This is a genomic window from Nitrincola tapanii (assembly GCF_008368715.1).
Lineage (GTDB): Bacteria > Pseudomonadota > Gammaproteobacteria > Pseudomonadales > Balneatricaceae > Nitrincola > Nitrincola tapanii.
This window is the reverse complement of sequence record NZ_SMRS01000009.1, coordinates 1-25,951: the sequence shown is the minus strand read 5'-3', so window position 1 is coordinate 25,951 and position 25,951 is coordinate 1. Positions and strand designations below refer to the sequence as shown.

Here is a 25,951-nt window from a genome sequence, read left to right as displayed (position 1 = left end):
TGTGGTTGGCCTGCAGACACTCGGATATAAGCTATGCTGAAAGCAGATATTTTCAAGCCCGCTTAATCACAGAAAATCTCAAAAAGGAGGTGTCTGTGTGGCTTCTACTGCGTCAGCTTTACCGCGAACATCCTCAGCAAAGTCATTTGATGCTGGGGATGTTGTGCGCCTTTCTCCTGATTTATTTTCTACCAGTCGGGACAGAACGCTTTGACAAAGCATTACTCGAAGCGGTGCGTTTAACAAATTGGTATGCCCGTGAGCATGTCATTCTCTGCTTATTACCGGCTTTCTTAATCGCAGGCGCGATGGCGGTGTATATCAGCCAGGGTGCCGTCATGCGCTATTTGGGGCCCAATGCGTCCAAGCCGGTGGCCTTTAGTGTCGCATCGGTATCCGGCACTTTACTGGCAGTCTGCTCCTGTACGGTGTTGCCGCTCTTCGGTGGAATCTATAAGCGAGGCGCAGGCCTAGGGGCTGCGATCGCCTTTCTCTATTCTGGCCCCGCAATTAATGTGATGGCGGTGGTGGTGACGGCCAAGATTCTGGGTGCCGAAATAGGGATCGCACGTGCGGTCGGTGCCATACTGTTTGCGCTGGTGATTGGTACCTTGATGCATTGGATCTATCACAAGGAAGAAGCACAACGCTTGATTAAAAATACCCGTGGCTTCGATTCTGCCGAGAGTGAACAGCCTTTGGGCGTTATCGTCATTTTTTTCGCACTGATGATCGGTATTTTGGTCTTTGCCAACTGGGCCTCGGTAGATAACGAGGCTTGGATGCAAGTCTATGCTTGGAAATGGCCCATCACGGCAATGCTCAGTTTAGGACTGCTGGTCTTGTTGGTCTGGCGCTGGCATTGGCCAGTACAACCCCTATTCGGACTGGCGCTTGTGCTGGTTCTGACCGCTTGGATTTGGCCTGGCCTGCCTGAATTACCTTTTGCGCTTGGGATTGCCGGTCTGATGTTGATCTCGGCACTGCGGGAGGCCGATCGGGAGTGGGCGGCGCAAAGTTGGGATTTTGCCAAACAGATTTTGCCGCTGCTCTTGGCAGGTGTTTTTGTGGCCGGTTTTGCGCTGGGTCGGCCAGGGCACGAAGGTATGATCCCTTCACAGTGGGTGGCTGCCGCCGTTGGTGACAACAGTCTGGTTTCAACCTTCATCGCCGCCTTATTAGGGGCGATGATGTATTTCTCAACTCTGACCGAAGTGCCGATTGTGGAAGCTTTAATGGGGGCGGGTATGGGTAAAGGGCCGGCTCTGGCACTGCTACTGGCAGGCCCTGCGCTGTCTTTGCCCAATATGTTAGTGATCCGAAGTATTCTGGGAACTGAGAAAACCTTAGTCTACTGCTTCTTGGTTGTGGTCATGGCGACCTTAACGGGATTTGTCTACGGTTATTTTTGGTCGTAAAGATGAATAGAGGTTGGTGCGGAGGATGGAATGATGAAATTTACAATTTATGGAAAAGGCTGTTCTAAGTGTGAAAAACTCACCGAATATGCGCAACAAGCTGCTGAAGAGCTGGGGTTGGCGTTTGAGCTGGAGAAAATCACGGATACGAATGCGATTATCGATGCCGGTGTATTGCGCACACCGGCTTTAGCACTGAATGATGAAGTTGTGATTGAGGGCAGTATCGCCAGCGTAGCCGCGATCAAAAAACTGCTGGTTTAAGTAAAACGGCTGGTTTAAGTTCAGTCTATTTTCAGGGATTCAGGTTTAGAGGCTTTTTCCGAATCCTCATCGCGCCAGCTGATTTTTAACCCCAGCTTGCTGATCCCACACTCTTTCTCGGCGGCGATACTTAAATTCAGTAAGCCGTTGGGTTTGAGCCGAATCTTGCCCTGCTCATCCTCTAAACGTATCTGTCCCTTATCTAAACCATCAATCAGCGCTTGCAACAGGGCGCGCACTTGAGCGGTTTCTTGTAGAGATTGATGACGAAAAGATTTCTTTTTGGCCATGTGCCTATCCTATGGTCCGGGAGACGAATTAAAGACTTACAAATTCAAGCGTTGAATTAGGGCCGCCATCTGTTCTGGGCGGAAAACCCGGATGCTCGGGTAGTCATTACTGAGTCCCAGTATACACCCCTCAGGGTGAATTATTGTGACAGCGCAGCCTTCACCCTCGAGTCCTTCCTGGCTACGAGTCGCTAAATTAAGACTGGCATCACACTCCACATTGAGCACGCCAGCACGGAGCGTAATGCGCTGGCCTAGGTGGAGATTACGATGGCCATGCACCAGGGCCAGAATGCCGGCACGCTCCAGCGCATCACGCCCGATCTGGCTAAGGTGGCCATCTTGAGGCCGGTATTTGGTGCGTACCATATTTCCCAGGCTACTGAAATAAAGCTGAAAAGGCTCTTCAAGCAGTGCCGCTCGAAAACGTTGATTTAGGACTTCTGCTCCCCGTTCGGCCAGCTCTAACGCACTGGAGTCATCACAACCGGCATGGATAAACAGGAGGCTAGCGCTAGGTTCCAGTAGCTGCAGGCTGGGGTAAAACCAGGCAAATTCGCCCTCGGCCTGCAGGAAGAGTTGTTGCCAGATGCGCGTGGCAGCATAGATGTCCTGCCAGTTGAGCCCTTCGACTTGGCAGCGCTGGCTAAAGGCATTCACCCGTTTGGCTAAACGCTGCAGTTCGCGTTTGATCTGTTCTGGGGTGAGGCGTCCCGCTGCGGCTTCGGCAAAGCGTTCCGGCCAGTCTGGGGCGGGTAAAAGCGCAGCACGGCAAAGATCAGCTGAGGGTAGATGCGTTGGACGTAACTCAGGATAGGTATCGAGGAGTTGTCGGAAAAAAGGAATTGCCTTACTGCCTAAACGCACAAAAAAATGTCCGTTGCGTGGGCAGTCGGTGGCACCAATCGAACGCATCGCCAGAAGTAAACGCAGATCGTGGTTGCCGGCCAGCAGCGTAAGATCCGTTCCGAGATCACGCAGGCGGCGAATCACACGTAACAACGCCAGATTATCGGGGCCTTTATCCAAACAATCTCCGCCTAGGATCAAGCGTGCAGCATCTCGCGGCTGTGCCAGATGAAACTCCTCTGGGCCTGGGCCAAAACGCTGAATCCAAGCACAGGCTTCGAGTGAGGCTAAAAATGCTTGTGCATCGGCGTGAAGATCGGTCAAAAACAAAATCGGTTTTTCCGGCCAGAACCAGGCCTGGGTCTGCCCTAAGCGTGTCAGGCAGGCGTGCAACTTATCCACAGACGGAGTATCACTGAGATACCAGCTCTGGGCATCGTGATGAATCCAGGGCTGGAAGGTGCGCGGTAAACGCTGTGCTTGCCAGGGGGAGGTGGGATACACAGGAGGCGAGCTTAGATCGAGTGGACCCGGCCGATAAAAACGCTTCATCCTGGCCCCATTAGGCTGCTTAAGGCCGATTCTGCGTAGAGACCGGCAATATCCAGGCCTATGCCACTTTGTGCCCCTTTAAAACCGCCTAGGGTGGAGACTTCAAAGATCACCGGGCCTTCAGAGGTGAGCGCAATATCCACGGTTGCAAAATCCAGATTAAAGGCCGCCTGGGCGCGCTCGGCGATATCGATCACCTCTTGCGGGAGGTCGCGTTTAGCATAGTGCCCACCGCTGTGGATGGTGGTATTCCAGGTGTTAGCGCCCGCAATGCGCGCATAAGCACCGAGATAACGCCCTTGTAAAAAGACCAGCCCGAGGTCTTCTCCCGGCAGTTGCAGGCGCTTCTGTACATAGAGCATGGGATTGCGGCTTTGGAATTTTTTTAACTCTAGACGCAGCGCGGCTTCACTCTGCGCTTGGCTGAGCAGCAACATGCCACGCGCCTTGGTCGAAAACAGAGGCTTTAAAATCACCTCTCCCCAGCGCGCAATACAGGCTAAGGCTTCTTCGAGACTCTCAGTGACGCAGGTGGGAGGCAGAGGTAAACCGGCAGTCTGTAAGGTGACGGTACAGGTTAAACGATCCAGCAGACGTAACAGCGCGTGAGGTGAGCTAAAAATGCGTACACCTTGTGCTTCAGCAACACGTAATAACTCCAGACGCTGTAAGGCCAGAGAACCTGAGTCCTGGCCGATTTTTTTGATAATTAAGCCATCCAGCTCACACAGATTGAGATCATCTGCTATCAGTTGCTGATTCGGTATATCCAGATGTAGACGATTAGGGTGAATGATTTGACGATAACCGCTACGTGCTTCCAGAGCATCCGCAAGAATCTCAGTTGACCATTTGCCGGCCATTCCAATCACTGCAATCCGTGCTTTAGGCATGTAAAAGCTCCTTAATGGGCAGTTCATAGTGGTCGCTAAAAGGATCTGAGTGCACCAGATGTTCCAGTAGATAAACTCCGCGCTCAAACAAGCCTCGGGCGTGGGATTCATCCAGAATAAAGCGGGTGGAGGTGATCAGGCTGCGAGCTAAGGCGAGCGTCATCCGTGCGGCAAATAGTCCATCTTCTTGGGAGTCGGCAAATTGCTGAGCACACAGAAAAAGTTGTAGAGCCGTCTGCTCCAGACGCTGGCGCGATTCCGAGTCAAACAGCGGTAGACGTAAACAGGACACCATAAACACGGAAACATCTTGAACATAATCGGACGCGCGTGAGCGGTGCAGATCAATAAATTTGATTTTCTGCTGCTCATCATCAAAGAGGATATTATCCAGGTTAAAGTCACCGTGAATATACACACTAAAGGGCGCATTTAACTTGGTTTCGATCAATTCCACCCGGCTGAGCAGCGCGCGAAACGCTAAGCGTTCCAGATCACCAATACGAGTATGGCCGTAATCAAACTCCGGATGCACATTCAGAATACCGGGTAAACGCCGTTTTAACTGTTGCAGGTATTCAGCGTTGACCTTCTGGTTCTTGCGTGTTTTCAGCCAGAGCTGTGGCAAGATCTCAATTAAACGAGTGATCGCGGCTTCGCGCGTCGTGTTTGGGCCAGAAACAAGCAGCTGCTCCAGGGTATAACCCGGCAGATGCTCAATGATCAGTGCGCCGGATTGTCCTTGGTTATGTTGTGACAGGATTTGCGGAGCGATACCTGGAAAAATGGCATTCCAGCGCTCTAGACCACGGCGCTCCTCTTGTACCTTGCGCAATTCGCCCTCTTTCAACACCCCGATAAACGCATCGCTACCCGGTTCATGGCTGAGTGCTGAGATGGCGCTACCTGAGCGAGTTTCAGCAATCTGTGATAAGGAGAGGGCATCTAACTCCTTATCCAGCCCAAGATTCCCCACCATCGCTTTCAAGGACAAGAATTGCTCAAGGTTCATGGTTTGGCCGAGCATCACACCAATCAAGGCTTCACTGATGTTCACCAAGGCATTCCCCATCTCTAACAGATGACGCGCAAGGAAGAGGCTGGTGATCAGAGATTCTGTTTGATCACTGTGCTTCAGGGCTTTCAGATGTGCGCGGCGGCTGCGGCGATAGAAGCGCGCCAGCTTTTGTTGGGTTTGGCTCAGTTGTAAAGCTTCACGTGTATCCGCGTGTTCAAGTATGCGTTCCAACAGCGCCAGAGCGGCATCAATCTGGTTAAAACGTTTTAGATACTTATGCTCTTCGAGAATTCGGCGTTGCTGGATTTGTGGCAGATCACGTGCCGCATCACGACAAAGGGCGGCAATACGCTCCAGTTCGTCAGCGATATCCCCGGCGGCTTTCAGAGATTGAGCATGCAGGCGATCCTGATGCTGAAACGCTTTAATACAACGTGCATGCACTCTCTGCCGTAAATTATAGGTATGGCCACTACGTGCCAGCAGTGAGCGTGCCAGGGTATTGGATGGGTTTTTGAACAGGGTTTTCAGCGTCTGTACCTGGGTGCGTACTTCCGCCAGCAGAAACACGAGCTGGGTGTGTACCTCGCTCGGCAGCATCAGATTCATCCGCGTCTCCCTAAGCCCTTCATAAACTTTGCACAAGGATCACCTATTCTGTGCAATCAATAGACTCCTTACTATACGCGGAAGTGCTGGATTTTGCTGCGTAGGTGATTGGCCAGTTGTGACAGCGCTTGGCTGATATCAGCAGAGTGTTGCGCATCACGATCGAGCGCGCTGATATCCCCTTGAAGTTGTTGCAAACCTTCTAGGGTATGGCTGGCAACGGTGCGTTGCTCTTCGGTGGCTGCCGAGATTAAGCTGCTGGACTGAGTGATTTGATCCACAGAGTGGCGTATTGCTTGTAAGGCTTGATCAGATCTTTCGGCCATGACCACACCCTCTTGTGCTCGCTGTCTGGCGCTTTCCATTGCGGAGACGGCGATATCGGCTTGTCCTTGAAGGCTTTCAACAATACTGCGAATCGAGTCGGTAGCCGAAGCGGTGCTGGCCGACAGACTGCGGACTTCATCTGCGACCACGGCGAATCCTCGTCCCGCTTCACCAGCACGTGCCGCTTCAATGGCCGCATTCAATGCTAGGAGGTTGGTTTGCTCGGCAATCGTTTGAATTACGCTCAGCACCTGAGAAATTTTGCTCGATTCCAGATGCAGCGTGCGAATAACGGCGGAGGCAGCATCCATATCCACCGCCAGCTGGGTCATTTGGCGGCGTGCCTCGGTCACACGAGTGGCACCTTCTTGACTGAGATCCCAGGCAGCTTGGCTGCTGAGCACGGCGGCATGCGTTTGCTCGGCCACTTCATGGATGGCGCTGTTCATCTCCTGCATGGAGCGCGCCATTGCGCTGGCATCTTGGCCTTGGCGTTGTACACGCGCACGTAGATCGGAGCTCATCGTTTGCATATCCGTGGCGTGCTGTTGTAACGGCTGTCCAGCCTGTGACATCTCGGCAATCAAGAGTTGGAAGTGTTCAAGCATTTGATCCAAAGCTTGTGCAGCATCGGCCACTTCGTCTTGCCCTTGGATCTGGGTACGACCACGAAGATCTGCCGAGTCGGCAACCTGGAGCAGGTGCTGGCGTAGGCGCAGCAAGGGACCGGTAATTGAAGCATGCACCCAAAACATCCACAGGCTGGAAAAAAGAATCAGAGCCAAAGCCAAGGCGCCGCCGAAAGTCAGAGTTTTGGCCGTCAGGTTTTCGGCGGCGAGTTTGACCTCATCGGCGGCTTGAATCTGTACACGAATTAACTGGTTGAGCTGCTGATTTAAAGGTTTCAGAACGGCTTCTATGTCGGCATTGAACGAGGATTCATTCAAAATTTTGACCGCCAGCGCATCACTACCCACGGGCTGTAACCAGTCGAGATAGAGTTTCTCGGCTTTTTGCATGGCCAGATCCAGTGACTGGTTCAGCTCATCAACCTCATCCGCACGTTGTTGTTGATAGGTATGCCAGTGGTGTTTGGCCTGCTCCAGCAACTGAGCCACCTCCGCTTGGGTGTCGGCCTGATTGCTCCAGCCGGTGCGATAGCGACGCATAGCATCCAGCGCGGTTTGTTGCATCAGGCGTTGGCTGCTGAGAATATCATCCATCACCTGAAGGTGTTCATGATAGAGTCGGTTAAACAGTGCATCTTTTTTAGCGGCCATTTGAAAAGAGATGATGAGGATCAGCAATAAACTCAGTAAAGGTAGGCCACCCAGTAACCAAATACGGGTGGAAATTTTAAAACTCGAAAGCATGGCTGAGTCCTCAGGGTTGATCAAAAAGGAGATTATCTTGAGTCAAGATGACGTTTCTGTGACAGGGCTGAGGCTTTTGCTCTGAGATCTCAACTGACGAACTGAGTTTTTTATGTGATTAAGAGGCCAAGATGCGGTTATACCTACTGATCCTGACAGGAATACTAAGCTTTGCTAGCCCGAGTCAGGCTGAAAGCTTTCGCGTGGCGGCCGCGGCGGATCTGCAACAGGCGATGCCGCATCTCGTGGCGGCTTTTCAACAAGTCTATCCGCAGTATGAGCCGCAAGTGACTTTGGGTTCCTCCGGGGTATTCAGCTCGCAGTTGCGACAGGGCGCACCTTTTCAACTGTTTATGTCGGCCAGCAGTGTGTATGTTGAACCCTTAGTAGCCGCAGGCCTGACGCAAGATGAAGGCCATATCTATGCCTATGGTACCCTCGCCCTCGTGAGTCGTTCGCCGCTGCACGCTGAATCGGCGCAAGCGGCTTTGGCGGCTTGGCAAGCCAAGACTTCGCGACCGCGTTTAGCCTTGGCCAATCCTCGCCATGCCCCTTATGGGCAAGCGGCTCAGGACTGGTTATTAACTCAGCCCAAAGGGCAGGTGTTATTAAATTCTGCGGTCCTCGGTGAGAATGCTGCTCAGGCTGTGCAGTTTGTTTTTAGTGGTGCCTTGGAAATGGGTGTTCTTGCTTGGCCTTTGGTGCAACAGCGTTTTCCTGAGGCAAGTGTTTGGCGGATTCCGCCAGAGTCGCATCGTCTGCTGGATCAACGCATGGTACTGATGCATTCCGCCGGTGACGCGGCTCGGGCGTTTTATCATTTTTTACAAAGCAAAGAAGCTCGAGCGATCTTTCAGGCTCAGGGTTTTGATTGGGTGCCGTAAATGGACTGGTCAGCCTTAAGTATCTCCTTAAAACTGGCATTCTGGACCAGTGTATTGCTACTGCCACTAGGTTTGGTTTTAGGCCGCTGGTTAGCCTGGTATCCCCCGCGTGCTGCCGCTTGGGTTCATAGTTTAATTTTCCTGCCTCTAGTGTTGCCACCAACGGTACTCGGATATTACGCCTTGCTAGCGATTGCGCCGGATGCACCCTTGGGCATGCTCTGGCAAAGTTTAAGTGGCCGATCTTTGGCCTTTAGCTTCGAGGCTTTACTCCTGGTCTCCTTGGTCGCGAATCTGCCATTTGTGGTGCAACCGATCAGCAATAGCTATCAGGCACTGGATCGCGATATTTATGATGCGGGACGTGTCTGTGGTTTAGCGCCCTGGTCCTTGTTCTGGCGTATTGAGCTGCCGTTAATTTGGCCGGGCGTGTTGAGTGCGACGATGTTGACCTTTACCCATACACTCGGAGAGTTTGGTGTGGTGTTGATGGTCGGCGGCAACCTAGCAGGAGAAACACGCACGCTATCGATCGCCATTTATGATGAGGTACAAGCCCTCAATATGAGTGCAGCGGGACAGATGTCATTATTTCTTTTGCTACTTGCGTTTAGCGCCCTGCTCTGGATGCAGTGGCAAAATCGGCGCGCTCGGCGTTTGATGTTATGAGGCGCTGACGATGGACGCGGCGCTCATGAGTTCCGGTTTACATCTTTCTCTATCGAGTTCGGGTGTCATCCCTTTACACCTGCAGTTGGACTGTGCCCAGGGTGAGCTTCTCGCTTTAGTGGGGCCTTCGGGCAGTGGTAAAACCACGCTACTGCGCGCTTTGGCGGGTTTATATCCTGAGGTTCAAGGGGTGATTTCTTGTGCAGGTGAAACCTGGCTCGATAGCAGGCGTGCAATCCGTCGTTCACCACAGCAACGTCAAGTCGGTATGGTGTTTCAGCACTACGCTCTGTTTCCGCATTTAACTGTGCAACAAAATGTTGAGATGGCGTTGCTGCAACAACCGCTCAGAGTGCGTCAACAGGCCGCACGTGAGATGTTGGCTCGGGTCAAACTTTCAGGCTTGGAGGAGCGCTTGCCCGCACAGTTGTCTGGCGGACAAAAACAGCGTGTTGCCTTGGCGCGCGCGTTGGTCGGGGAGCCGAAGTTACTTTTGTTAGATGAGCCTTTTGCCGCCGTTGATCAGCAAACCCGCTACAAACTGCGCCGCGAACTGGCACAGTTGCGCCACTCTTTGCAGCTACCGATTCTGCTGGTCACGCATGATCTGGAAGAGGCTCAGCAGTTGGCGGATCAGATCTGTGTCTTGCACCGTGGCCAAGCTTTGCAAGTGGCTTCACCCTCGAGTCTGATGCGTGCACCGGCAACGCCCGAGGTGGCTAAGCTTTTAGGGATGCAAAATCTTTTTCGCGGTGAACTTCGCCAGTTGGATCTGTCTGAAAAGAGGATTCACCTGGATTGGCAAGGCTTACCTTTGCAGTGGCAGCTGACCTCGACACAACACGTGGCAGCGATAGAGTTCCATCGAGCACAACTCCAGCCGGGGCAAGCGCTGCAGTGGTTAGCACCTCCGGCCAGTATTCAGCTGTTTAGAGATGCCGCAGCCGCCGCCACTGCGCTGAATGCATTTCCAGCCATCGTCGAAGAGTCGGTGTTATTAGGGCCACACCTCAGCTTACGAGTCAGGCCCTGTCATGCACCTGATTGGCCTTTGAGTTTTTATCTATCGCAGAATTTCCTTGAGCAGGAGGCCTGGCAGCCGGGTGAAACGCTGCATCTGGCCTTGCATCCGCAACGCTTGCATCTGTTCTTGCCAGCAAACACCGTGGATGCTCGAGAGATCACCGCTGGCGAGCGGCCTGTTTGAACAATTTTGTTAGAGGAACTCTATTAGGCCGCTTGATCAATCACAGCCCCGTCAAACCCTGCCAGATTAAGCGCAAGGCTAGGAGGGAGAGCAAAAGGTTAAAGGCCAGGTTAAAGCCTTGATGGCTCATACGGCGTAACACTTTTAAGCCCAGCCAGGTACCGAGCGCACCGGCCAGAATCATCCACAGCATTAACCCTAGCCAGTCGATAAACACAAAGCCTGCCGCCCCAAAAACAAGGGCTTTGGGCAGGTGTTGTAGGCTCATCGCGGCCGCAAAGTTGGCGACCGTGCGGAACTTTTCCCCCTGATAACGCTGTTTGACGAAGGCCGCGACTAAGGGCCCGGTTGCACCGGCAAACAGACTAATAAAACTGGTGACCAAGGCCGCAATAAAGGTACCGCGTTGGCCGAGCGCCAGGGCGGGCAGCTTGGGCCCCCAACAGAGATAGAGGATAAACACAGCGATAATGAGCTGTAGCAGAGCCATCGGCAGCTGCACCAAAAAAAGGCTGCCGAGCCAGGCCCCTAAAAAAGCACCGGGTGCAAAAACCCAGAGGAGTTTGGGATCCAGATCCCGCAAGGTCATCAGGGCGCGGTTGAGATTAGAGCCGAGTTGCACCATGCCATGTACCGGAATGATGGCCGCTGGAGGTAAAACCAATGCCATCACCGCTAAGAGTAAAACCCCGCCCCCGACACCGACACTGGCCGTGATAGCCGAGGTGAGCCCTGCACAGGCAATCAGTAAAAGACTGATGCTGAGTTCCAAATCAGGGGGTAAAAGGTTGAACATTAAAGCGCCTCTAAACGGGCAAATCCCGCAACCAGCCATTTGCTGCCTTCCTGGTCAAAGTTGACCTGAATGCGCGCTTTCGGGCCTGAGCCTTCATAGTTTACGACCAGACCCTCACCAAATTTAGGATGTAACACACGCTGGCCGAGATGGAAATTTAAGCCAGGGACTTCCGCCTGGGATAAGCTGCTTTGATTATTAAACAGGCTGCTTGAGGTTTCTGGCCGAGTGCTGGAGTAGGGTCGGCGTACACTCGCGTTCAGGCGCACTTCTTGAAGTAGATCGTCTGGAATCTCACGCACAAAACGGGAGGGGCGATTGCTCTTTTCTTGTCCATGCAAGCGTCGTGATTCGGCATAGGTCAGATAGAGCTTCTGCATGGCACGGGTAATCCCGACATAACAGAGGCGGCGCTCCTCTTCCAATCGAACCGGGTCTTCGGCTGACATGCTGTGCGGGAACAGCCCTTCTTCCATGCCGGTGAGGAACACCAGCGGAAACTCCAAGCCTTTGGCTGAATGCAGCGTCATCAGCTGTACTGAGTCGGTATGCGCATCGGCTTGGGTATCCCCAGCATCGAGTGCAGCTTGATCAAGAAATGCCGAGAGTACCGATACATCACTTTCTTCGCCCTGTTCGACCTGCCATTGGCCCGCAAATTGACGTGCGGCGGTGACCAGTTCATCTAAGTTTTCCAGACGAGATTGGGCTTTTTCACCTTTTTCCTTTTCGTGATGTTCAATCAAGCCGCTGAGTTGGATAGCACGATCCGTTTGCTCATGCAGCTCTAAGCCTTCACTTTCGCTATTGAGCTGATTAATGAGATCGAGGAAGGCTTGTAACGCGTTACTGGCCCGTGCGGGCAACTGCTTTAATTCGGTAATTTCGTTGGCGGCACGCCACATGGAGATGCCTTCCTGACGCGCTCTTTCACGAATCATCTCTAGAGTTCGAGTCCCGATACCGCGTGTGGGGACATTGATGATGCGTTCCATGGCGGTGTCATCGTCACGATTGGCCATCAGGCGTAGATAGGAGAGGGCATTTTTGATTTCTAAGCGTTCATAGAAGCGCTGGCCACCGTAAATGCGATAAGGCATCCCGACACGAATCAGTGCTTCTTCCAATACGCGTGATTGGGCGTTGGAGCGATAGAGGAGCGCACACTCATCACGCCGATTGCCTTCGTCTAGCCATTTGCTGATCTGATCGACAATAAAGCGCGCTTCATCCTGTTCGTTGAAGGCGCTATAGAGCGAAACGGCTTCACCTTCACGACTATCGGTCCAGAGATTTTTACCTAAGCGTCCGGAGTTGTTCTCAATCACCGCATTGGCTGCTTTCAGAATTCGTTGTGTGGAGCGGTAGTTTTGCTCTAGGCGCACCGTCTGTGTGCCAGGGAAATGCTGTTCCAGATTTTGGATATTCTCGATACGCGCGCCACGCCAGCCATAGATGGATTGATCATCATCACCGACGGCCATGAGTTTTTTATCACCCTGACAGAGAAGGCGTAACCAGGCGTATTGTATGGCGTTGGTGTCTTGGAACTCATCGACTAACACATAACGAAAACGTTCGCGATAATGCTTCAGTAAGGCGGGTGCACGATCACGTAGTAACTCTAGGGAGCGTAACAGCAGCTCACCAAAATCGATCATCCCGCCACGCTCACAGGCCTCTTCATAGGCACTGTAAACCTCAATCAGTGTCCGACCATAGGGATCGCCGGTACGTTCAAGATGGCGGCTGCGTAAGCCTTCATCCTTCTGCGCATTGATAAACCATTGAATTTGGCGCGGTGGGAAACGGGTATCGTCCAAATTGAGCTCTTTGCACAAGCGTTTGATCAGGCGCAGTTGGTCATCGCTGTCTAGAATTTGGAAGTTCTCGACCAGGCCCGCATCCTGCCAATGGCTGCGTAATAAGCGGTGAGCCAAGCCGTGGAAGGTACCGACCCACATCCCTTGGGTGTTCAGTCGCAGCAACTCTTCAATGCGACCACGCATCTCGCGTGCGGCTTTATTGGTAAAGGTGACCGCGAGAATGGAGTAGGGAGAGAGTCCTTCGGTTTCGATCAACCAGGCGATGCGATGAACGAGTACTCGTGTTTTACCTGAGCCGGCACCGGCCAACACCAGGAGGTTTTCCAGCGGCGCAGTGACGGCCTGACGCTGTGCATCGTTTAATGAATCTATGATGTGAGTAACGTCCATCAGCCTTTCAACTTTGAGTTAGAGTAACGAGAGAAGCTCAGCACAGCTGTGCGGGTGTGCGAATCCGTGACAGCAGTATCTGCCGATAGGCTTCAGGATCTTTCAACTTCATGCTGGCGCCCTGACGTGAAGCCTGTTCCAGGCCGAGCCAGGGAATTAAGCGTGATAACCAGAAGCGCATGGCCGCCGTGCGGGTTAAACGTGGCCAAGCGCGTTGCTCATCGGCAGTGAAGGGGCGCACGGCAGCATAACCCTGAATTAAAGCCCGTTCACGTAGAGGATCGATCTGGCCTTGCGTTGTGCGGCACCAATCATTGGCGACGATGGCGAGATCATACAGCCAATAGGCTGTCGCGGCGTTGTAAAGATCGAGGATAGCGACAAGCTGCTGATCCGCAAACAAGGCATTATCACTAAACAGATCACCGTGGATAATGCCCATAGGGAGATCCCATTGTGCACTGCGCAGCTGATCAAAGGCCTGGACTTCATCCCGCAGCAACTCAGCATCTTCATGACTCAAACGCGAGTACACACGTTCACTTTCGCGACGCCACCAAAAGACACCCCGATGTGCCTGGCGCTGCAGATAGAAGTCGGCACCGGCCAGATGCAGTTTCGCCAGGGCTTCACCGATTTGCTGGCAGGCGCTGACGTCTATCGCTTCTACAGGCAGATCCTGGCCAAAGAAGCGTGGCTGTAACACACAGGGTTTACCACTGAGTTGCTGTAGGGCGATGCCATGCTGATCTTTAATGGCATAGGGCACCGGAATATCGCGTGCCGCCAACCACTGGCCCAGCTCAACAAAAAATGGCACTTCATCGGCGCTGAGTTCTTCAAACAGCGTCAGCACATACTCCCGCACCTGGCCAGCTTGATTCAGGCTGACGAAGTAGTTGGTGTTTTCGATTCCACCATCTATGCCCTGTAGTGAGATCAACTCACCCAGGTCATAGCGCTGTAATAGTCGGCTGAGATCCTCAGCGAGGACAGGGGTATAAACGGCCACGCGACATCCTTACCAGCGGAATAAGATCCATTTAGGGGTTAACACCGTGGGTTCACCGACACGAATCAGATCACCCTTGTCACCTTGCGGCACCAGGTAGTAAGGCTCGCCAACAACAGGTACCACCTTGATCTCTTTGAGTACACCATTGACACGATACTCGTAATAGGTGGCTTCGCCATCATGGCTGATGGTGATCTGCGGCTCTTCATTCAGCAGCCCCTCTTGTGCCTGTAAGCTGACTAGTGGCAGGGCACAGAGTAAAAGTACGATTGCAGGTTTCCAGTTCATAATAGGCATCTCGTTGGTTTGAATGGCCGTAATTGTCTATGATTGTGACCCCAGAGAACTTTTACGGCAACCGGCTGAGCGGAAATATCCATGAGTGAACAGCTTCCACCTGTTATTTTAGTCGACGGCTCATCCTATTTGTACCGAGCTTTTTTTGCATCTCAACAGGCGGATCTACGCACTCAGGAGGGGTTTCCGACCGGTGCTATCCGTGTTGTAACTTCGATGCTGCGCAGTTTGCTACGTCAATATCCAGACAGCCCGGTCACGGTGGTGTTTGATGCCAAGGGTAAAACCTTCCGCGATGAAATATATCCTGAATATAAAGCGCAGCGACCCTCTATGCCGGATGACTTACGTCTACAGGTGGAGCCGATCCACGCCATTATTCAAGCGATGGGAATCCCTATTCTGGTAGAAGAGGGAGTGGAGGCGGATGATGTGATCGGCACATTGGCCCGAGAAGCCACAGAAAAATGTCATGAAGTGATCATATCAACGGGTGATAAAGATATGGCGCAATTGGTCAGTGAGCATGTCACCCTGATCAATACGATGAACGATACACAAATGGATGCGGCCGGTGTTCTTGAAAAGTTTGGTGTACCGCCTGAATTGGTCATCGATCTCTTGGCGTTGCAGGGAGATAAGGTGGATAACATCCCCGGTGTGCCCGGTGTCGGTGAAAAAACGGCATTGGCTTTATTGCAGGGGCTAGGTGGTATCGAGGCCATCTATGCTCGTTTGGATGAAGTACCGAATTTGCCGGTGCGTGGTGCGAAAAGCCTGGCGACTAAGCTGGCGCAACATCGTCATGAGGCAGAACTTTCCTACCAGTTGGCGACCATCAAAACCGATGTACCTTTGCATCTTCGGGTAGATCAGATTCCTAAACCGCAGCCGGATATTCAGGCATTGCTGCCTTTATTCCGTCAGTTTGAGTTTAAAAGCTGGGTCGCGGAGTTGGAGCAGGGAGGTGCTGTGGTAGCCGACATGCCCAGTACACCGCCGATTGCCATGACTCGCGAGGTTGAAACGCTGCTGAGTTGGGAGGCCTTTGAGTCCTGGCAACAGGCTTTAGAGCAGGCCGAGGTGTTTGCTTTGGATACGGAAACCACTAGTTTGAATTATATGGAAGCGGAACTGGTGGGGATCTCTTTTGCGATTGAGCCTGGCAAAGCGGCTTATTTGCCCTTGGCACACGATTACGTCGGTGTGGCTTCGCAGTTGGATCGCAAAGAGGTGCTTGCACGTCTTAAACCGCTGCTGGAAGACCCTGGACGCGGTAAGGTCGGCCAACATATTAAATATGATATGAATGTGCTGGCGCGTTATGGTATTCAGCTACAGGGCGTGGTCGCGGATACCATGCTGGAATCCTATGTGCTGGATTCCACAGCGGGTCGTCACGATATGGACTCCTTAGCGCAGCGTTTCCTGGGAGTAAAAACCACTTCTTTTGAAGCGTTGGCCGGTAAGGGTAAGCAGCAGCTGACTTTTAATCAGATTGATCTTGAGGCCGCCGCTGCCTATGCCGGTGAAGATGCGGATATCACCTTACGTTTGCATCAGCATTTACTGACAAAGCTTCAGGCCGAACCTGAGTTGTTAAAGGTCTTCTCAGAGATCGAAATGCCTTTGGTGCCGATTCTGGCAGAAATTGAACAAACGGGTGCACAGGTTGATGCCCAACTTCTTGGACAGCAAAGCCAAGAGTTGGAAAAGCGTTTGGCTGAGTTGGAAGCCGAAGCATATGAGCTGGCCGGTGAGACGTTTAATCTCAGCTCACCGAAGCAGTTACAGGTGTTGCTCTATGAGAAGCAAGGCATCCCCGTGACTAAGAAAACGCCTAAAGGGGCACCTTCCACGGCGGAGGAGGTGTTACAAGAGTTAGCCCTGGATTATCCGCTTCCCAAAGTGATTCTGGAGCATCGTGGTTTGAGTAAGTTGAAATCAACTTACACCGATAAGCTGCCGCAGATGATTCAGCCGAGTACAGGGCGTATTCATACGTCTTACCATCAAGCGGTGACGGCGACCGGGCGTTTGTCTTCTTCTGATCCCAATCTGCAAAACATTCCAGTGAGAACGCAAGAGGGGCGGCGCATTCGTCAGGCCTTCACGGCACCCGTGGACCATCTCATCGTTGCGGCGGACTATTCACAGATTGAGTTGCGTATCATGGCGCATCTCTCTGGTGATGCCGGTTTGCTGCGCGCGTTTAGTGCGGGAGAAGATATTCACCGAGCCACCGCGGCAGAAGTGTTTGGTGTGACTCTGGAGCAGGTTTCTGCTGAGCAGCGTCGACGTGCGAAAGCGATCAATTTTGGTCTGATTTATGGTATGTCGGCCTTTGGTTTAGCGCGTCAGCTTGGGGTGGGTCGCAACGAAGCTCAAGCCTACATCGATCATTATTTTGCCACCTACCCAGGTGTGCAACACTACATGGAAAGCACGCGAGAGCAAGCGCATCAACTCGGTTATGTGCAAACCCTCTTTGGCCGCCGTTTATATCTTCCCGAAATCAACGCGCGTAACCGTATGCGTCAGCAGGCGGCTGAGCGGACGGCCATTAATGCGCCGATGCAGGGGACAGCGGCGGATATCATCAAGCGCGCGATGGTCAAGGTTGATCAATGGTTAAAACATTCCAGGATCTCGGCCCGCATGATTATGCAGGTGCACGATGAATTGGTGTTTGAGGTGAAAAAGAGTGATCTTGAAGCCTTTATTCAGGGCGTCGTGCAGCCGATGGAATCCGCAGCGGAGTTGAAAGTGCCGCTGAGAGTAGAAGTGGACTATGGTGAGAGTTGGGAGCAGGCGCATTGATTAATATTTAATCAATGCGGGAACTTTGCCAACCATAAAGGTCAGATTAAGTGAGCAGTGGAAAAAGCGTCAGTGCCAGGCGCTGACTGCTCGCTTGAACGTCAGATGCGTGAACCCTCAGAGTCGTTGTTCCCCTTGCGACGCTGAGGGTTTCTTTGTGTCTTACTCTAAAGTGCCGTCCGCACGCTCATCAGCATTGAGACTGTCCAGTTCCGCCAACAAAATATCACTGATGATGGCGCGTAACTCCTCCACACCTTGGTTTTTTAGTGAGGAAAAGGTTTGCAAGGTGACTCGATCGCCCAAGCGTTTTTGCAGCTGTGCGCGCAATTGTAACAGGGTGCTTTGTGCCGGACCGCGTGTCAGCTTATCGGCTTTTGTTAGCAGAACATGTAGGCGCATACCGGTTTTTTGGCACCAGCTCACCATCATCTCATCAAACTCTTTCATTGGATGGCGTATGTCCATCACTAAAACGACAGCACGTAGGGCATCACGTTTTTGCAAATAGGTGTCAAGGTGTTGTTGCCAATGGGTTTTCATCGCCACGGGCACTTTGGCATAACCATAGCCAGGCAGGTCTACTAAACGTAAACCGGGCAGATTGAGATCGAAAAAGTTAATCAGTTGCGTACGACCAGGAGTCTTGGAAGTGCGCGCAAGTTTGCCGTTTTGCGTGAGTGTATTGATGGCGCTGGATTTTCCGGCATTGGAGCGGCCCGCAAAGGCAACTTCAGCCAGGCTATCCGCCGGACACTGGCTAAGTTTGTCGGCACTGGTTGCATAACGTGCCTGGTTGAACTGAATAATTGGGCGGTCGCCGGACATGGATGTCTCACTTAAGTCGCATGGGTGGAAGGAACAAATACGTTCCAGTTTGTGCGGATATTAGTTTATAATATCGCCAATTTTACCCGTGAACTGAGGGAATCTCTAGTCAGGGTAAACAGGTTCATCCTGTCTACGCCGGTCTCTAAGAACATACGGCGAAGGCTAAATTCGAATTTATTAGCAAGAGTCTGGGTCGAGCAATGAACAAACTACTGATCAGCTTATTGATAAGTGTGGGAATCACTGGCATGGCACATGCTGCCGGTGGTAATGCAACAGCAGGAGCCTCTAAGGTGGCGGTGTGTGCAGCCTGTCACGGTGCCGATGGCAATAGCCCAGCAGGTACCTTCCCATCTCTGGCTGGCCAGAGTTCACGTTATTTGTTGAAACAGATGCAGGATCAACTCAGTGGCGCACGCGTCATTCCAGAAATGACCGGTCTGTTGAATGGTTATTCTGAGCAGGATCTGCGTGATATCGCCGCCTTTTACGCTAGCCAGCGTATCAATATTGGTCAGGCAGATGCTGAACTGGTTGAACGTGGCCGTTTGATTTATCAGGGTGGCCTCGCGGATAAAGGCGTTGCGGCCTGTGTGGCTTGCCACATGCCTAATGGCCAGGGTAACAATCCAGCCCGCTTCCCAGCGTTGAGCGGTCAGCATGCTGAATATACTGTATCGCAGCTGCAGAAGTTTGCCGCTGAAGAGCGTCACAATGATCCTAACCGTATGATGCGCGATATTGCTGTCAAAATGAGCGAAGCCGACATGCGTGCCGTGGCTCAGTATATCCGCGGCCTGCATTGATCTCTGATCTGCGCGGTTGAGAATGAAGGGTGGCTTAGGCTGCCCTTTTCTATTTAGACCGCGAACTTTTCCTACGGATCTCCGGTCTTAAATGGGTTGTTCGAACTCTAGAGAGATGAATTATGTTGAATAAACTGCGTATATTGCTCTGTTTGATGCTGTGTTTACCCTTTCTAAGTGCTCAGGCCGCTGAGTATCAAGCGGGAACGCATTATGTTGAGCTGCCGAATCCTGTCAGCACTCGTAATGCAGATAAGGTTGAGGTGGTGGCGGTGTTTAGTTATCTGTGTCCACATTGCTCTAATCTTGAGCCGGCCTTGCAGAGTTGGTCAAAACGCTTGGCAGACGATGTAGATTATCAACATCTACCTGTGGTTTTCCGTCGTGATTGGGAGCCTTTGGCGCGCGCTTATTATGTTGCGGAGCTGGCGGGGCGTTTGGACGAGACACATCAGCAGACTTTCGATGCCATACATCTGCATCAGCGTCGTTTAGCGTCTGTGGATGATCTGGCTGCTTTTTATGCACCTTTAGGGATAGATCAAGAGGAGTTTAAAAAGCTCTACGGATCTTTTGCTGTGGATATGAAGCTTAAGCAGGGCAGTGCTAAGACCCGAGGCTACGAGATTACGGGTGTGCCGGCGATGGTCGTGAATGGAAAGTACCGTATCACCGCGCAGATGGCAGGGGGTAATCGTGAGATGTTAGAGGTTGTAAATTACCTGATTGAAAAAGAACGTGCGCAATAAGCACGACTTTTGATCCGAATCAGCAAAAAAGCCACTGTTGCGGTGATTTTCCCTAGAGATCAACTCCCGCATAGTGGCTTTTCTGGTTTATAGTTACTGCCACAGATTTGGCCGAACGGCGACAAGAGGTTGGCAGTGGCAGCAGCAAACGATGAATATCGTCATAAGTATAAGGTGCTGGTCAAAGAGCTCGAGCAGCAAGAGCAATATTCAAGTCGTTTATTGGAGCAGTTAAGCCAGATCGTCGCTGTTTTATCCTTAGGCTTGCAAGGTCAAGACAAAACACTGGATGCTTTACTCCTGCGTTTACAGTCGGCTATGTCCGATGTCGAAATTGGTCGCTTGCGTGCCCTGCTTAAAGAGTTAGAGCTGCAAATTAAACAGTTAGACACCTCGCGTCATGCCCATACTCAAGAGCTGGAAGAGGTGTTGCAAGCTTGGCTGAAGTTAATCGAAAGCTCATCTCCTGAGCTTGATCTCTCTTCCTTATCGCAAGCGCGCCAATTGCTCCCTGAGGCTGCCGACAAACTTTATTTACTCGCACCTTTCATCTCGCAACTACTAGATTGGACACACCCACAGACTGCCTCGACATCAGTTTCTGCATCTGCCCAGAATCTGTCCGTGTCGGAGGAGCCCGCGGAGCTGTCCACGTTGATCTGTGCGCAGTTGATCGAGTTGCTTGAACATCTCAACTTGCCACGAGAGCGCAGTGAAAGTGCACAAGAGTTGGTTCAGCGTCTAGACGCGAACCCACCCCTGCAAGCTGTGCCTGAGCTTTTGGCCGAAGTGGTTAGCCTAGTGCGCATGTCTGGCATCTCGATGGCAGATAATTTTGAGGATTATTTGCTGAGCCTAAATCAGCAGCTGTCCTATGTGCAGCAATTCCTCACTCAGGCTCAGAAAGATGAGCTGAGTGCTGTGCAGCAGCATCAGGATTTAGATCGACGTGTACGTAAAGACGTTAAAGCGATTCATACCAGCGTTAAGCAATCTAATGATCTGGATGCACTGAAGTTGAGTGTCACGCGTCAACTGAGCAGTATTATTAAAACCATGAATCATTATCGGGATCAGGAAAGCCAGCGTGAGCAGGCTTTACAAACCCGTTATGAACAGCTGTTAGAAAAGGTTCAGCTCATGGAGAGCGAAGCCTGTGAAGTGAAAAATCGCATAGAAGAAGAGCAAAGAAAGGCGCGCACCGATCATCTGACTGGTTTACCTAACCGTATTGCTTATCAAGATCAGGTGTTGTCGGAACTTGAGCGCTGGCGTCGTTACCAAACGCCCTTCACCCTGTGCGTTGCTGATCTTGATCATTTCAAAAAAATTAATGATGACTATGGCCATTTGGCGGGAGATAAGGTGTTACGCCTAGTAGCAAAAACCTTACGCGGCCAACTCCGCACAACCGATTTTATTTGTCGTTTTGGTGGGGAAGAGTTTGTTTTAATTTTTCCTTCAACGCATCTCGAAGACGCACGCTTAGCAGCTGAAAAGCTGCGCTTAGCGGTGGAGTCTAGCCCGTTTAATTTTCAGGGTGAGCCGGTTCATGTCACAATGTCGTTTGGGATTAGTCAGGTGCGCCCAGGGGACACGCCCGAAACCGTGTTTGGGCGCGCTGATAAAATGCTCTATAAAGCCAAACATCAAGGGCGTAATCAGACTGCGATTGATGTTTAGGGGTGTGGTGCCAGACGGCGACTCTTTTTTCTCCATTGCATTTTCAACAGGAATATAAGGCGTGCGACCTGTTTTTCGTTCAATCAAAATTTGGTGGGTCATCGCCCGTTTCCGTCTCGATACGTTCTTCTTTCATCCACACATGCCCTGGCCTCTGCGGCTAGTTTTGTGGTTTTTACCCTGGCGTTATCTGATTCCGGCTCAGCAACCGCGTGCGGTGCGCCTGCGTTTAGCGTTAGAGGCTCTTGGGCCAGTGTTCATCAAATTTGGCCAGATGCTGTCCACGCGTCGCGATCTTTTGCCGGATGATTTGGCGGTAGAGCTCGCCAAACTTCAGGATCGAGTGCCGCCGTTTTCGGGCCGACAAGCGCAGCGTATCATCGAGCAATCTCTCGGGCAGTCAGTGGACCAACTCTTTGCGAGCTTTGATCCAGAGCCTATGGCTTCAGCTTCGATCGCACAGGTACACAGTGCGACCTTGCGCCAGGGGCGTTCGGTCATTGTTAAGGTGATTCGTCCAGGCATCGACCGTGTCATACGTCAGGATATCTCTCTGCTCTATACCCTAGCCTGGTTGGTTTGTCATTTATGGTCTGAAGGGCGTCGTTTGCGGCCGATTGAAGTCGTAGAAGAGTATGAACAAACGATCTTTGATGAACTGGACTTGCGCAAAGAGGCGGCGAATGGCTCACAGCTGCGACGTAATTTTGATGCATCGCCCATGCTTTATGTACCTGAAATCTTTTGGGACTACACGCGTCGTGATGTTTTGGTCATGGAGCGTATTTACGGTATCCCTGTTGCGGATATGGAGCAGCTTCGTGCTCAGGACACCAATCTAGAGAAGCTGGCTGAGCGTGGTGTGGAGATTTTCTTTACACAGGTGTTCCGCGACAGCTTCTTTCATGCGGATATGCACCCGGGGAATATTTTTGTTTCGCGTGATAACCCTGAAGATCCCCAATATATCGCGATAGACTTTGGCATTATCGGCTCTTTGAGTGCTGAAGATCAGAGCTATTTAGCCCGTAATATACTTGCCTTCTTCCAGCGCGATTACCGTCAGGTTGCGCAGTTGCATATCGATTCGGGCTGGGTGCCGCCTGATACTAATGTGCATGCCTTTGAAACGGCGATACGCAGTGTCTGTGAACCGATCTTTGAAAAGCCTTTAAAAGAGATTTCTTTTGGTTTAGTGCTTTTAGGGCTTTTTCAAACAGCGCGCCGTTTTAACATGGAGGTACAGCCACAATTGGTACTGCTGCAGAAAACCTTGCTGAATATTGAAGGCCTGGGGCGTCAACTCTATCCTGATCTGGATCTGTGGAAAACCGCTAAGCCTTTTCTGGAGAACTGGATGAAAGAGCGTATGGGGCCAAAAATGGCGTATCAGAACCTACGTCAACAGTGGCCGGATATGCTGGAGAAGTTACCGCAGTTACCGCCTTTGATTTTTGATGTCTTGCAGCAAACGCGCCGCCATAACCAGAATGAGAACGAGCGTCAGTTACGCCAGTTGCAAGCTGTTGCAAATGCCTCACGCCAGCGTCGGCGTAAGTTGTTACTTGCCGCTATACTCATGGGCTTGGCTTACGTCTCCATCGATCCGAGCGTGCAGTCTGCTTTAGAATCCATGCCCTGGTATGGCGTTTTAGCCTTGGTCTTGGGTCTATATGCGGCATGGCGAGCCTGACAAACTTAGACGGCTTAGGTATGCTCTGCCCCTGAAATTTTCACCGCAATGGATAAAACCATGTCTGAAGAATGGCTTGATGAGATTAAATGGGATGAGCAGGGGTTAGTGCCGGCCATCGCTCAGGACTACCAAACCGGACGCATCATGATGTTTGCCTGGATGAACCGCGAAGCGCTACACCTGACTCAGCAAGAGCAACGCGCAATCTACTGGTCGCGTTCACGGCAAAAGCTGTGGCGTAAAGGTGAGGAATCTGGACATGTTCAGCGCTTGCATGAAATACGCTTGGATTGCGATGGTGATGTGGTGCTGTTGAAAATTGAACAGTTAGGCGGCATCGCTTGTCATACTGGGCGTGAAAGCTGCTTTTATCGTCAACTGGATAGATCTGGGCAGTGGCAGGTAACGGATGATGTTCTAAAGGATCCTAGTCAGATCTATTCAGCCGAATAAACGATATCAGTTTTCTGGAGATAGTATGTCGGACGTATTGGCCCAGCTGCAAAGAGTGTTAGAGGAGCGTCGTCACGCCGATCCACAGTCCTCTTATGTTGCTTCTTTGCATGCCAAAGGATTGAATAAAATTCTTGAAAAGGTCGGAGAAGAAAGCGTTGAGACGCTTTTAGCCGCAAAAGATGCTGAACGATCGGGTGATACAAGCGAATTGGTTTATGAAACAGCGGACTTGTGGTTTCATTCGCTTGTGATGCTGTCACACTTGGGTCTGAGCCATGAGGCTGTGCTGGCAGAGCTGGCGCGTCGCTTTAATATGTCGGGTTTGGACGAAAAGGCCTCTCGACAGGTTGATTCATAACAGGCTATAAACCTATCTGAAATGTTGCAATCTATCTTGAATCAGAGCAGAGGATAAACGCATGGGCTTCGGTGGAATCAGTATTTGGCAGTTGGTGATCGTACTGGGTATCGTCATTCTGCTCTTTGGAACTAAAAAACTACGCAACCTCGGTGGCGATATTGGCAGTGCGGTTAAAGGCTTTAAAAAGGCGATGCATGAAGATGACGCCACGAAAAGCACAGCAGACGAGAACAAAAAACAGCTGACAGAGGATGCTCAGTTTAATGAGCAGGCGAAGACTCAGGATAAGGTCGAGCCAGATACGCGTCAAAACACTGAACAAAATACCAAGTAAGTCACGCCATGTTTGATATTGGCTTTGCCGAGTTACTCATCGTCAGTGTTGTGGCTTTGCTTGTATTAGGGCCTGATAAGCTGCCGACAGCAGTACGCACCTGTGGTATGTGGATTGGCCGTATCAAGCGCTCAGTGACCGCCATACAGCATGAAATTAGTGAAGAGCTGCGTGTTGAAGAGCTACGCCGCACCGCAGCTATCAGTAAAGAAGAGCTGGATAAAGAGTTGAAGGAGATGCGTACGCCCTTCAAAGCAGCAGCAGAAGAAGTCGATGCTGCGGTTAAAGCGGTCGACACATCAGAAACCCCTCCTTCTTCCCCAGCAGCAGAAGATCAGAAGCATTCATGAGCCATTCAAAACCTGAACATGCTGAAAAGGATCAAGAGCAGCCGTTTATCTCCCATTTAGTGGAGTTACGTTCGCGCTTATTGCGTTCGGTTTTAGCGGTCTTAGTGATCTTTGCAGGTCTTTTCTATTTTGCCAATGATTTGTACCTGCTTCTATCTGCGCCGCTCACCGCCCTGCTGCCTCCTGGCACCAGTATGATCGCAACTGATGTAACGTCGCCGTTTTTTGCGCCATTTAAACTCACGCTGGTGGCTTCGCTGGCTTTGGCGATGCCGTTTATTCTGCATCAAATCTGGGCTTTTATTGCCCCAGGCTTGTATACGAATGAAAAGCGTCTCGCTATACCCTTGCTAGTATCGAGCATCTTTCTTTTTTATGCCGGTATCGCCTTTGCTTATTTTGTGGTTTTTCCGCTGATTTTCGGTTTCTTTACCAGTGTTGGCCCAGAGAATGTGGCTGTTATGACAGATATCAGCAGCTACCTGAATTTTGTACTCAAGCTCTTTTTTGCCTTTGGTATCACGTTTGAGATACCGATTGCGACGTTATTGTTAATTAAGTCTGGCGCTGTTACGCGTCAGGCTCTGGCAGCTAAACGCGCCTATGTCATCGTTGTTTGCTTCATTTTTGGGATGTTGCTGACACCTCCCGATGTGATCTCGCAAAGCCTTTTAGCGCTACCTATGTGGTTGCTATTTGAATTGGGCTTGCTGTTATCCCGATTGCTTCCGGCCAGTTCGGAACAGGACGTTGAAGATGAAGATGCAGTGGAGATCGAAGCCAGTGAACAAAAAACAGAATAACGAAAAAACAGCTTGACCGACCTAATGGGTCTCTGTAATATTCGCGCCTCGCTTGAGACGAAGCCTTCCGGCCTCGGTTGGAGAAAGAGATTCTCTCAGCGATAGAAGCAGTTTAGTTCATTGTTTTCAAACAAGAATAAGTTGCTTCGGAAGTGTTAAGCGCAATCGCGGTGAGGAAAAAAAACTTACACGGGATTGAAAATAAAGCTTGACTCTTCGGACGAGGTCGCTAGAATACGCACCTCGCTTGAGACGACACCTCGCTGAGGAGGTTGGCCAAGCCGCTCTTTAACAATCGATCAGGTAATGCGTGTGGGCGCTTGTTGAGATTGAGCATACAGCTTAATCAGGACAAGCAACCCAATGATATTCATTGAGATGTAAT

General features: G+C 51.4%; 25 protein-coding genes. 15 read left to right on the top strand and 10 right to left on the bottom strand.

The features are described from left to right. The first annotated feature begins 95 nt into the window (after window positions 1-95). Entirely contained in the window at window positions 96-1,418 is a 1,323-nt protein-coding gene (locus tag E1H14_RS11750) for a permease (RefSeq protein ID WP_235017453.1), read from the top strand. A gap of 33 nt (window positions 1,419-1,451) precedes the next feature. Next, the gene (locus E1H14_RS11745) at window positions 1,452-1,682 is read left to right on the top strand and encodes a thioredoxin family protein (RefSeq protein ID WP_149391677.1); all 231 of its coding nucleotides are present in this window, start codon (window positions 1,452-1,454) and stop codon (window positions 1,680-1,682) included. Window positions 1,683-1,702: 20 nt separating this feature from the next. Here E1H14_RS11745 and E1H14_RS11740 read toward each other — a convergent pair whose 3' ends face one another. The 5 genes from E1H14_RS11740 to E1H14_RS11720 all read right to left on the bottom strand — a co-directional run bounded on the left by E1H14_RS11740 (window position 1,703) and on the right by E1H14_RS11720 (window position 7,593). Beyond that, window positions 1,703-1,972, bottom strand: a complete 270-nt coding sequence (locus E1H14_RS11740; RefSeq protein WP_149391676.1) for an amphi-Trp domain-containing protein — start codon at window positions 1,970-1,972, stop codon at window positions 1,703-1,705. A gap of 36 nt (window positions 1,973-2,008) precedes the next feature. Next, on the bottom strand, window positions 2,009-3,373 hold the full coding sequence (locus tag E1H14_RS11735; RefSeq protein ID WP_149391675.1) for a metallophosphoesterase family protein: 1,365 nt from the start codon (window positions 3,371-3,373) through the stop codon (window positions 2,009-2,011). Next, a complete protein-coding gene (locus E1H14_RS11730) occupies window positions 3,370-4,266 on the bottom strand; it encodes a GAK system ATP-grasp enzyme (RefSeq protein WP_149391674.1) in 897 nt (298 codons plus the stop codon). Before E1H14_RS11730 ends, E1H14_RS11735 begins: the two co-directional genes overlap by 4 nt. Then, window positions 4,259-5,893 (bottom strand): phosphotransferase, encoded by a 1,635-nt coding sequence (locus E1H14_RS11725; protein ID WP_149391673.1) that lies wholly within the window; start codon window positions 5,891-5,893, stop codon window positions 4,259-4,261. Before E1H14_RS11725 ends, E1H14_RS11730 begins: the two co-directional genes overlap by 8 nt. Window positions 5,894-5,964: 71 nt before the next feature. Continuing rightward, window positions 5,965-7,593 carry a methyl-accepting chemotaxis protein gene (locus E1H14_RS11720; RefSeq protein ID WP_149391672.1) on the bottom strand — a complete coding sequence of 543 codons (1,629 nt, stop codon included), beginning with the start codon at window positions 7,591-7,593 and terminating at the stop codon, window positions 5,965-5,967. Window positions 7,594-7,724: 131 nt separating this feature from the next. On the opposite strand from E1H14_RS11720, the gene modA reads away from it, so the two are divergent. Genes modA through E1H14_RS11705 form a run of 3 tightly spaced genes read left to right on the top strand, consistent with a single transcriptional unit; the run spans window position 7,725 to window position 10,353 of the window. Then, on the top strand, window positions 7,725-8,477 hold the full coding sequence (gene modA, locus E1H14_RS11715) for a molybdate ABC transporter substrate-binding protein (protein ID WP_149391671.1): 753 nt from the start codon (window positions 7,725-7,727) through the stop codon (window positions 8,475-8,477). After that, on the top strand, window positions 8,478-9,146 hold the full coding sequence (modB, locus tag E1H14_RS11710; RefSeq protein WP_149391670.1) for a molybdate ABC transporter permease subunit: 669 nt from the start codon (window positions 8,478-8,480) through the stop codon (window positions 9,144-9,146). 10 nt (window positions 9,147-9,156) lie between these two features. Beyond that, a complete protein-coding gene (locus E1H14_RS11705) occupies window positions 9,157-10,353 on the top strand; it encodes an ABC transporter ATP-binding protein (RefSeq protein ID WP_235017452.1) in 1,197 nt (398 codons plus the stop codon). A 40-nt stretch (window positions 10,354-10,393) separates the two neighbouring features. On the opposite strand, the gene E1H14_RS11700 is transcribed toward E1H14_RS11705, so the two are convergent. The 4 genes from E1H14_RS11700 to E1H14_RS11685 are packed head-to-tail and all read right to left on the bottom strand — an operon-like array spanning window position 10,394 to window position 14,668. After that, complete coding sequence (locus E1H14_RS11700) at window positions 10,394-11,149, bottom strand: sulfite exporter TauE/SafE family protein (RefSeq protein ID WP_200834098.1); 756 nt, start codon at window positions 11,147-11,149, stop codon at window positions 10,394-10,396. Then, complete coding sequence (gene uvrD / locus E1H14_RS11695) at window positions 11,149-13,365, bottom strand: DNA helicase II (protein WP_149391668.1); 2,217 nt, start codon at window positions 13,363-13,365, stop codon at window positions 11,149-11,151. The genes E1H14_RS11700 and uvrD overlap by 1 nt, the downstream gene beginning before the upstream one ends. A gap of 37 nt (window positions 13,366-13,402) precedes the next feature. Continuing rightward, a complete protein-coding gene (locus E1H14_RS11690) occupies window positions 13,403-14,377 on the bottom strand; it encodes a homoserine kinase (protein ID WP_149391667.1) in 975 nt (324 codons plus the stop codon). Between the two features lie 9 nt (window positions 14,378-14,386). Further along, on the bottom strand, window positions 14,387-14,668 hold the full coding sequence (locus E1H14_RS11685) for a DUF2782 domain-containing protein (RefSeq protein WP_149391666.1): 282 nt from the start codon (window positions 14,666-14,668) through the stop codon (window positions 14,387-14,389). Between the two features lie 90 nt (window positions 14,669-14,758). Here E1H14_RS11685 and polA point away from each other — a divergent pair, with 90 nt between their 5' ends. Beyond that, complete coding sequence (gene polA, locus E1H14_RS11680; protein ID WP_149391665.1) at window positions 14,759-17,497, top strand: DNA polymerase I; 2,739 nt, start codon at window positions 14,759-14,761, stop codon at window positions 17,495-17,497. A 162-nt stretch (window positions 17,498-17,659) separates the two neighbouring features. Here polA and yihA read toward each other — a convergent pair whose 3' ends face one another. Beyond that, window positions 17,660-18,325, bottom strand: a complete 666-nt coding sequence (gene yihA / locus E1H14_RS11675) for a ribosome biogenesis GTP-binding protein YihA/YsxC (protein WP_149391664.1) — start codon at window positions 18,323-18,325, stop codon at window positions 17,660-17,662. A gap of 203 nt (window positions 18,326-18,528) precedes the next feature. Here yihA and E1H14_RS11670 point away from each other — a divergent pair, with 203 nt between their 5' ends. From E1H14_RS11670 to tatC, 9 genes are all read left to right on the top strand, one after another. Beyond that, the gene (locus E1H14_RS11670) at window positions 18,529-19,134 is read left to right on the top strand and encodes a c-type cytochrome (protein WP_149391663.1); all 606 of its coding nucleotides are present in this window, start codon (window positions 18,529-18,531) and stop codon (window positions 19,132-19,134) included. A gap of 122 nt (window positions 19,135-19,256) precedes the next feature. Continuing rightward, window positions 19,257-19,883 (top strand): thiol:disulfide interchange protein DsbA/DsbL, encoded by a 627-nt coding sequence (locus E1H14_RS11665; protein WP_149391662.1) that lies wholly within the window; start codon window positions 19,257-19,259, stop codon window positions 19,881-19,883. A 135-nt stretch (window positions 19,884-20,018) separates the two neighbouring features. Next, window positions 20,019-21,566 (top strand): GGDEF domain-containing protein, encoded by a 1,548-nt coding sequence (locus tag E1H14_RS11660; RefSeq protein WP_149391661.1) that lies wholly within the window; start codon window positions 20,019-20,021, stop codon window positions 21,564-21,566. Window positions 21,567-21,627: 61 nt separating this feature from the next. Beyond that, entirely contained in the window at window positions 21,628-23,259 is a 1,632-nt protein-coding gene (gene ubiB / locus E1H14_RS11655) for a ubiquinone biosynthesis regulatory protein kinase UbiB (RefSeq protein ID WP_149391660.1), read from the top strand. Between the two features lie 60 nt (window positions 23,260-23,319). Beyond that, complete coding sequence (gene hisI, locus E1H14_RS11650; RefSeq protein WP_149391659.1) at window positions 23,320-23,715, top strand: phosphoribosyl-AMP cyclohydrolase; 396 nt, start codon at window positions 23,320-23,322, stop codon at window positions 23,713-23,715. A 25-nt stretch (window positions 23,716-23,740) separates the two neighbouring features. Next, the gene (locus E1H14_RS11645) at window positions 23,741-24,076 is read left to right on the top strand and encodes a phosphoribosyl-ATP diphosphatase (RefSeq protein ID WP_149391658.1); all 336 of its coding nucleotides are present in this window, start codon (window positions 23,741-23,743) and stop codon (window positions 24,074-24,076) included. 61 nt (window positions 24,077-24,137) lie between these two features. Next, the gene (tatA, locus tag E1H14_RS11640; protein WP_149391657.1) at window positions 24,138-24,413 is read left to right on the top strand and encodes a Sec-independent protein translocase subunit TatA; all 276 of its coding nucleotides are present in this window, start codon (window positions 24,138-24,140) and stop codon (window positions 24,411-24,413) included. A gap of 8 nt (window positions 24,414-24,421) precedes the next feature. Beyond that, window positions 24,422-24,763, top strand: coding sequence for a Sec-independent protein translocase protein TatB (gene tatB, locus E1H14_RS11635; RefSeq protein WP_149391656.1), 342 nt, complete (start codon window positions 24,422-24,424; stop codon window positions 24,761-24,763). After that, window positions 24,760-25,566 (top strand): twin-arginine translocase subunit TatC, encoded by an 807-nt coding sequence (tatC, locus tag E1H14_RS11630; protein ID WP_149391655.1) that lies wholly within the window; start codon window positions 24,760-24,762, stop codon window positions 25,564-25,566. The genes tatB and tatC overlap by 4 nt, the downstream gene beginning before the upstream one ends. Window positions 25,567-25,951: the final 385 nt, after the last annotated feature.

Bases quoted from the DNA above. Each gene is read 5' to 3' on its own strand.
- uvrD (WP_149391668.1), bottom strand. From the start codon at position 13,365: ATGGACGTTACTCACATCATAGATTCATTAAACGATGCACAGCGTCAG.
- E1H14_RS11730 (WP_149391674.1), bottom strand. From the start codon at position 4,266: ATGCCTAAAGCACGGATTGCAGTGATTGGAATGGCCGGCAAATGGTCA.
- yihA (WP_149391664.1), bottom strand. From the start codon at position 18,325: ATGTCCGGCGACCGCCCAATTATTCAGTTCAACCAGGCACGTTATGCA.
- hisI (WP_149391659.1), top strand. From the start codon at position 23,320: ATGTCTGAAGAATGGCTTGATGAGATTAAATGGGATGAGCAGGGGTTA.
- E1H14_RS11645 (WP_149391658.1), top strand. From the start codon at position 23,741: ATGTCGGACGTATTGGCCCAGCTGCAAAGAGTGTTAGAGGAGCGTCGT.
- E1H14_RS11685 (WP_149391666.1), bottom strand. From the start codon at position 14,668: ATGAACTGGAAACCTGCAATCGTACTTTTACTCTGTGCCCTGCCACTA.
- E1H14_RS11665 (WP_149391662.1), top strand. From the start codon at position 19,257: ATGTTGAATAAACTGCGTATATTGCTCTGTTTGATGCTGTGTTTACCC.
- E1H14_RS11705 (WP_235017452.1), top strand. From the start codon at position 9,157: ATGGACGCGGCGCTCATGAGTTCCGGTTTACATCTTTCTCTATCGAGT.
- tatB (WP_149391656.1), top strand. From the start codon at position 24,422: ATGTTTGATATTGGCTTTGCCGAGTTACTCATCGTCAGTGTTGTGGCT.
- E1H14_RS11740 (WP_149391676.1), bottom strand. From the start codon at position 1,972: ATGGCCAAAAAGAAATCTTTTCGTCATCAATCTCTACAAGAAACCGCT.
- tatA (WP_149391657.1), top strand. From the start codon at position 24,138: ATGGGCTTCGGTGGAATCAGTATTTGGCAGTTGGTGATCGTACTGGGT.
- E1H14_RS11725 (WP_149391673.1), bottom strand. From the start codon at position 5,893: ATGAATCTGATGCTGCCGAGCGAGGTACACACCCAGCTCGTGTTTCTG.
- E1H14_RS11745 (WP_149391677.1), top strand. From the start codon at position 1,452: ATGAAATTTACAATTTATGGAAAAGGCTGTTCTAAGTGTGAAAAACTC.
- modB (WP_149391670.1), top strand. From the start codon at position 8,478: ATGGACTGGTCAGCCTTAAGTATCTCCTTAAAACTGGCATTCTGGACC.
- polA (WP_149391665.1), top strand. From the start codon at position 14,759: ATGAGTGAACAGCTTCCACCTGTTATTTTAGTCGACGGCTCATCCTAT.
- E1H14_RS11735 (WP_149391675.1), bottom strand. From the start codon at position 3,373: ATGAAGCGTTTTTATCGGCCGGGTCCACTCGATCTAAGCTCGCCTCCT.
- E1H14_RS11720 (WP_149391672.1), bottom strand. From the start codon at position 7,593: ATGCTTTCGAGTTTTAAAATTTCCACCCGTATTTGGTTACTGGGTGGC.
- E1H14_RS11700 (WP_200834098.1), bottom strand. From the start codon at position 11,149: ATGTTCAACCTTTTACCCCCTGATTTGGAACTCAGCATCAGTCTTTTA.
- tatC (WP_149391655.1), top strand. From the start codon at position 24,760: ATGAGCCATTCAAAACCTGAACATGCTGAAAAGGATCAAGAGCAGCCG.
- E1H14_RS11670 (WP_149391663.1), top strand. From the start codon at position 18,529: ATGAACAAACTACTGATCAGCTTATTGATAAGTGTGGGAATCACTGGC.
- modA (WP_149391671.1), top strand. From the start codon at position 7,725: ATGCGGTTATACCTACTGATCCTGACAGGAATACTAAGCTTTGCTAGC.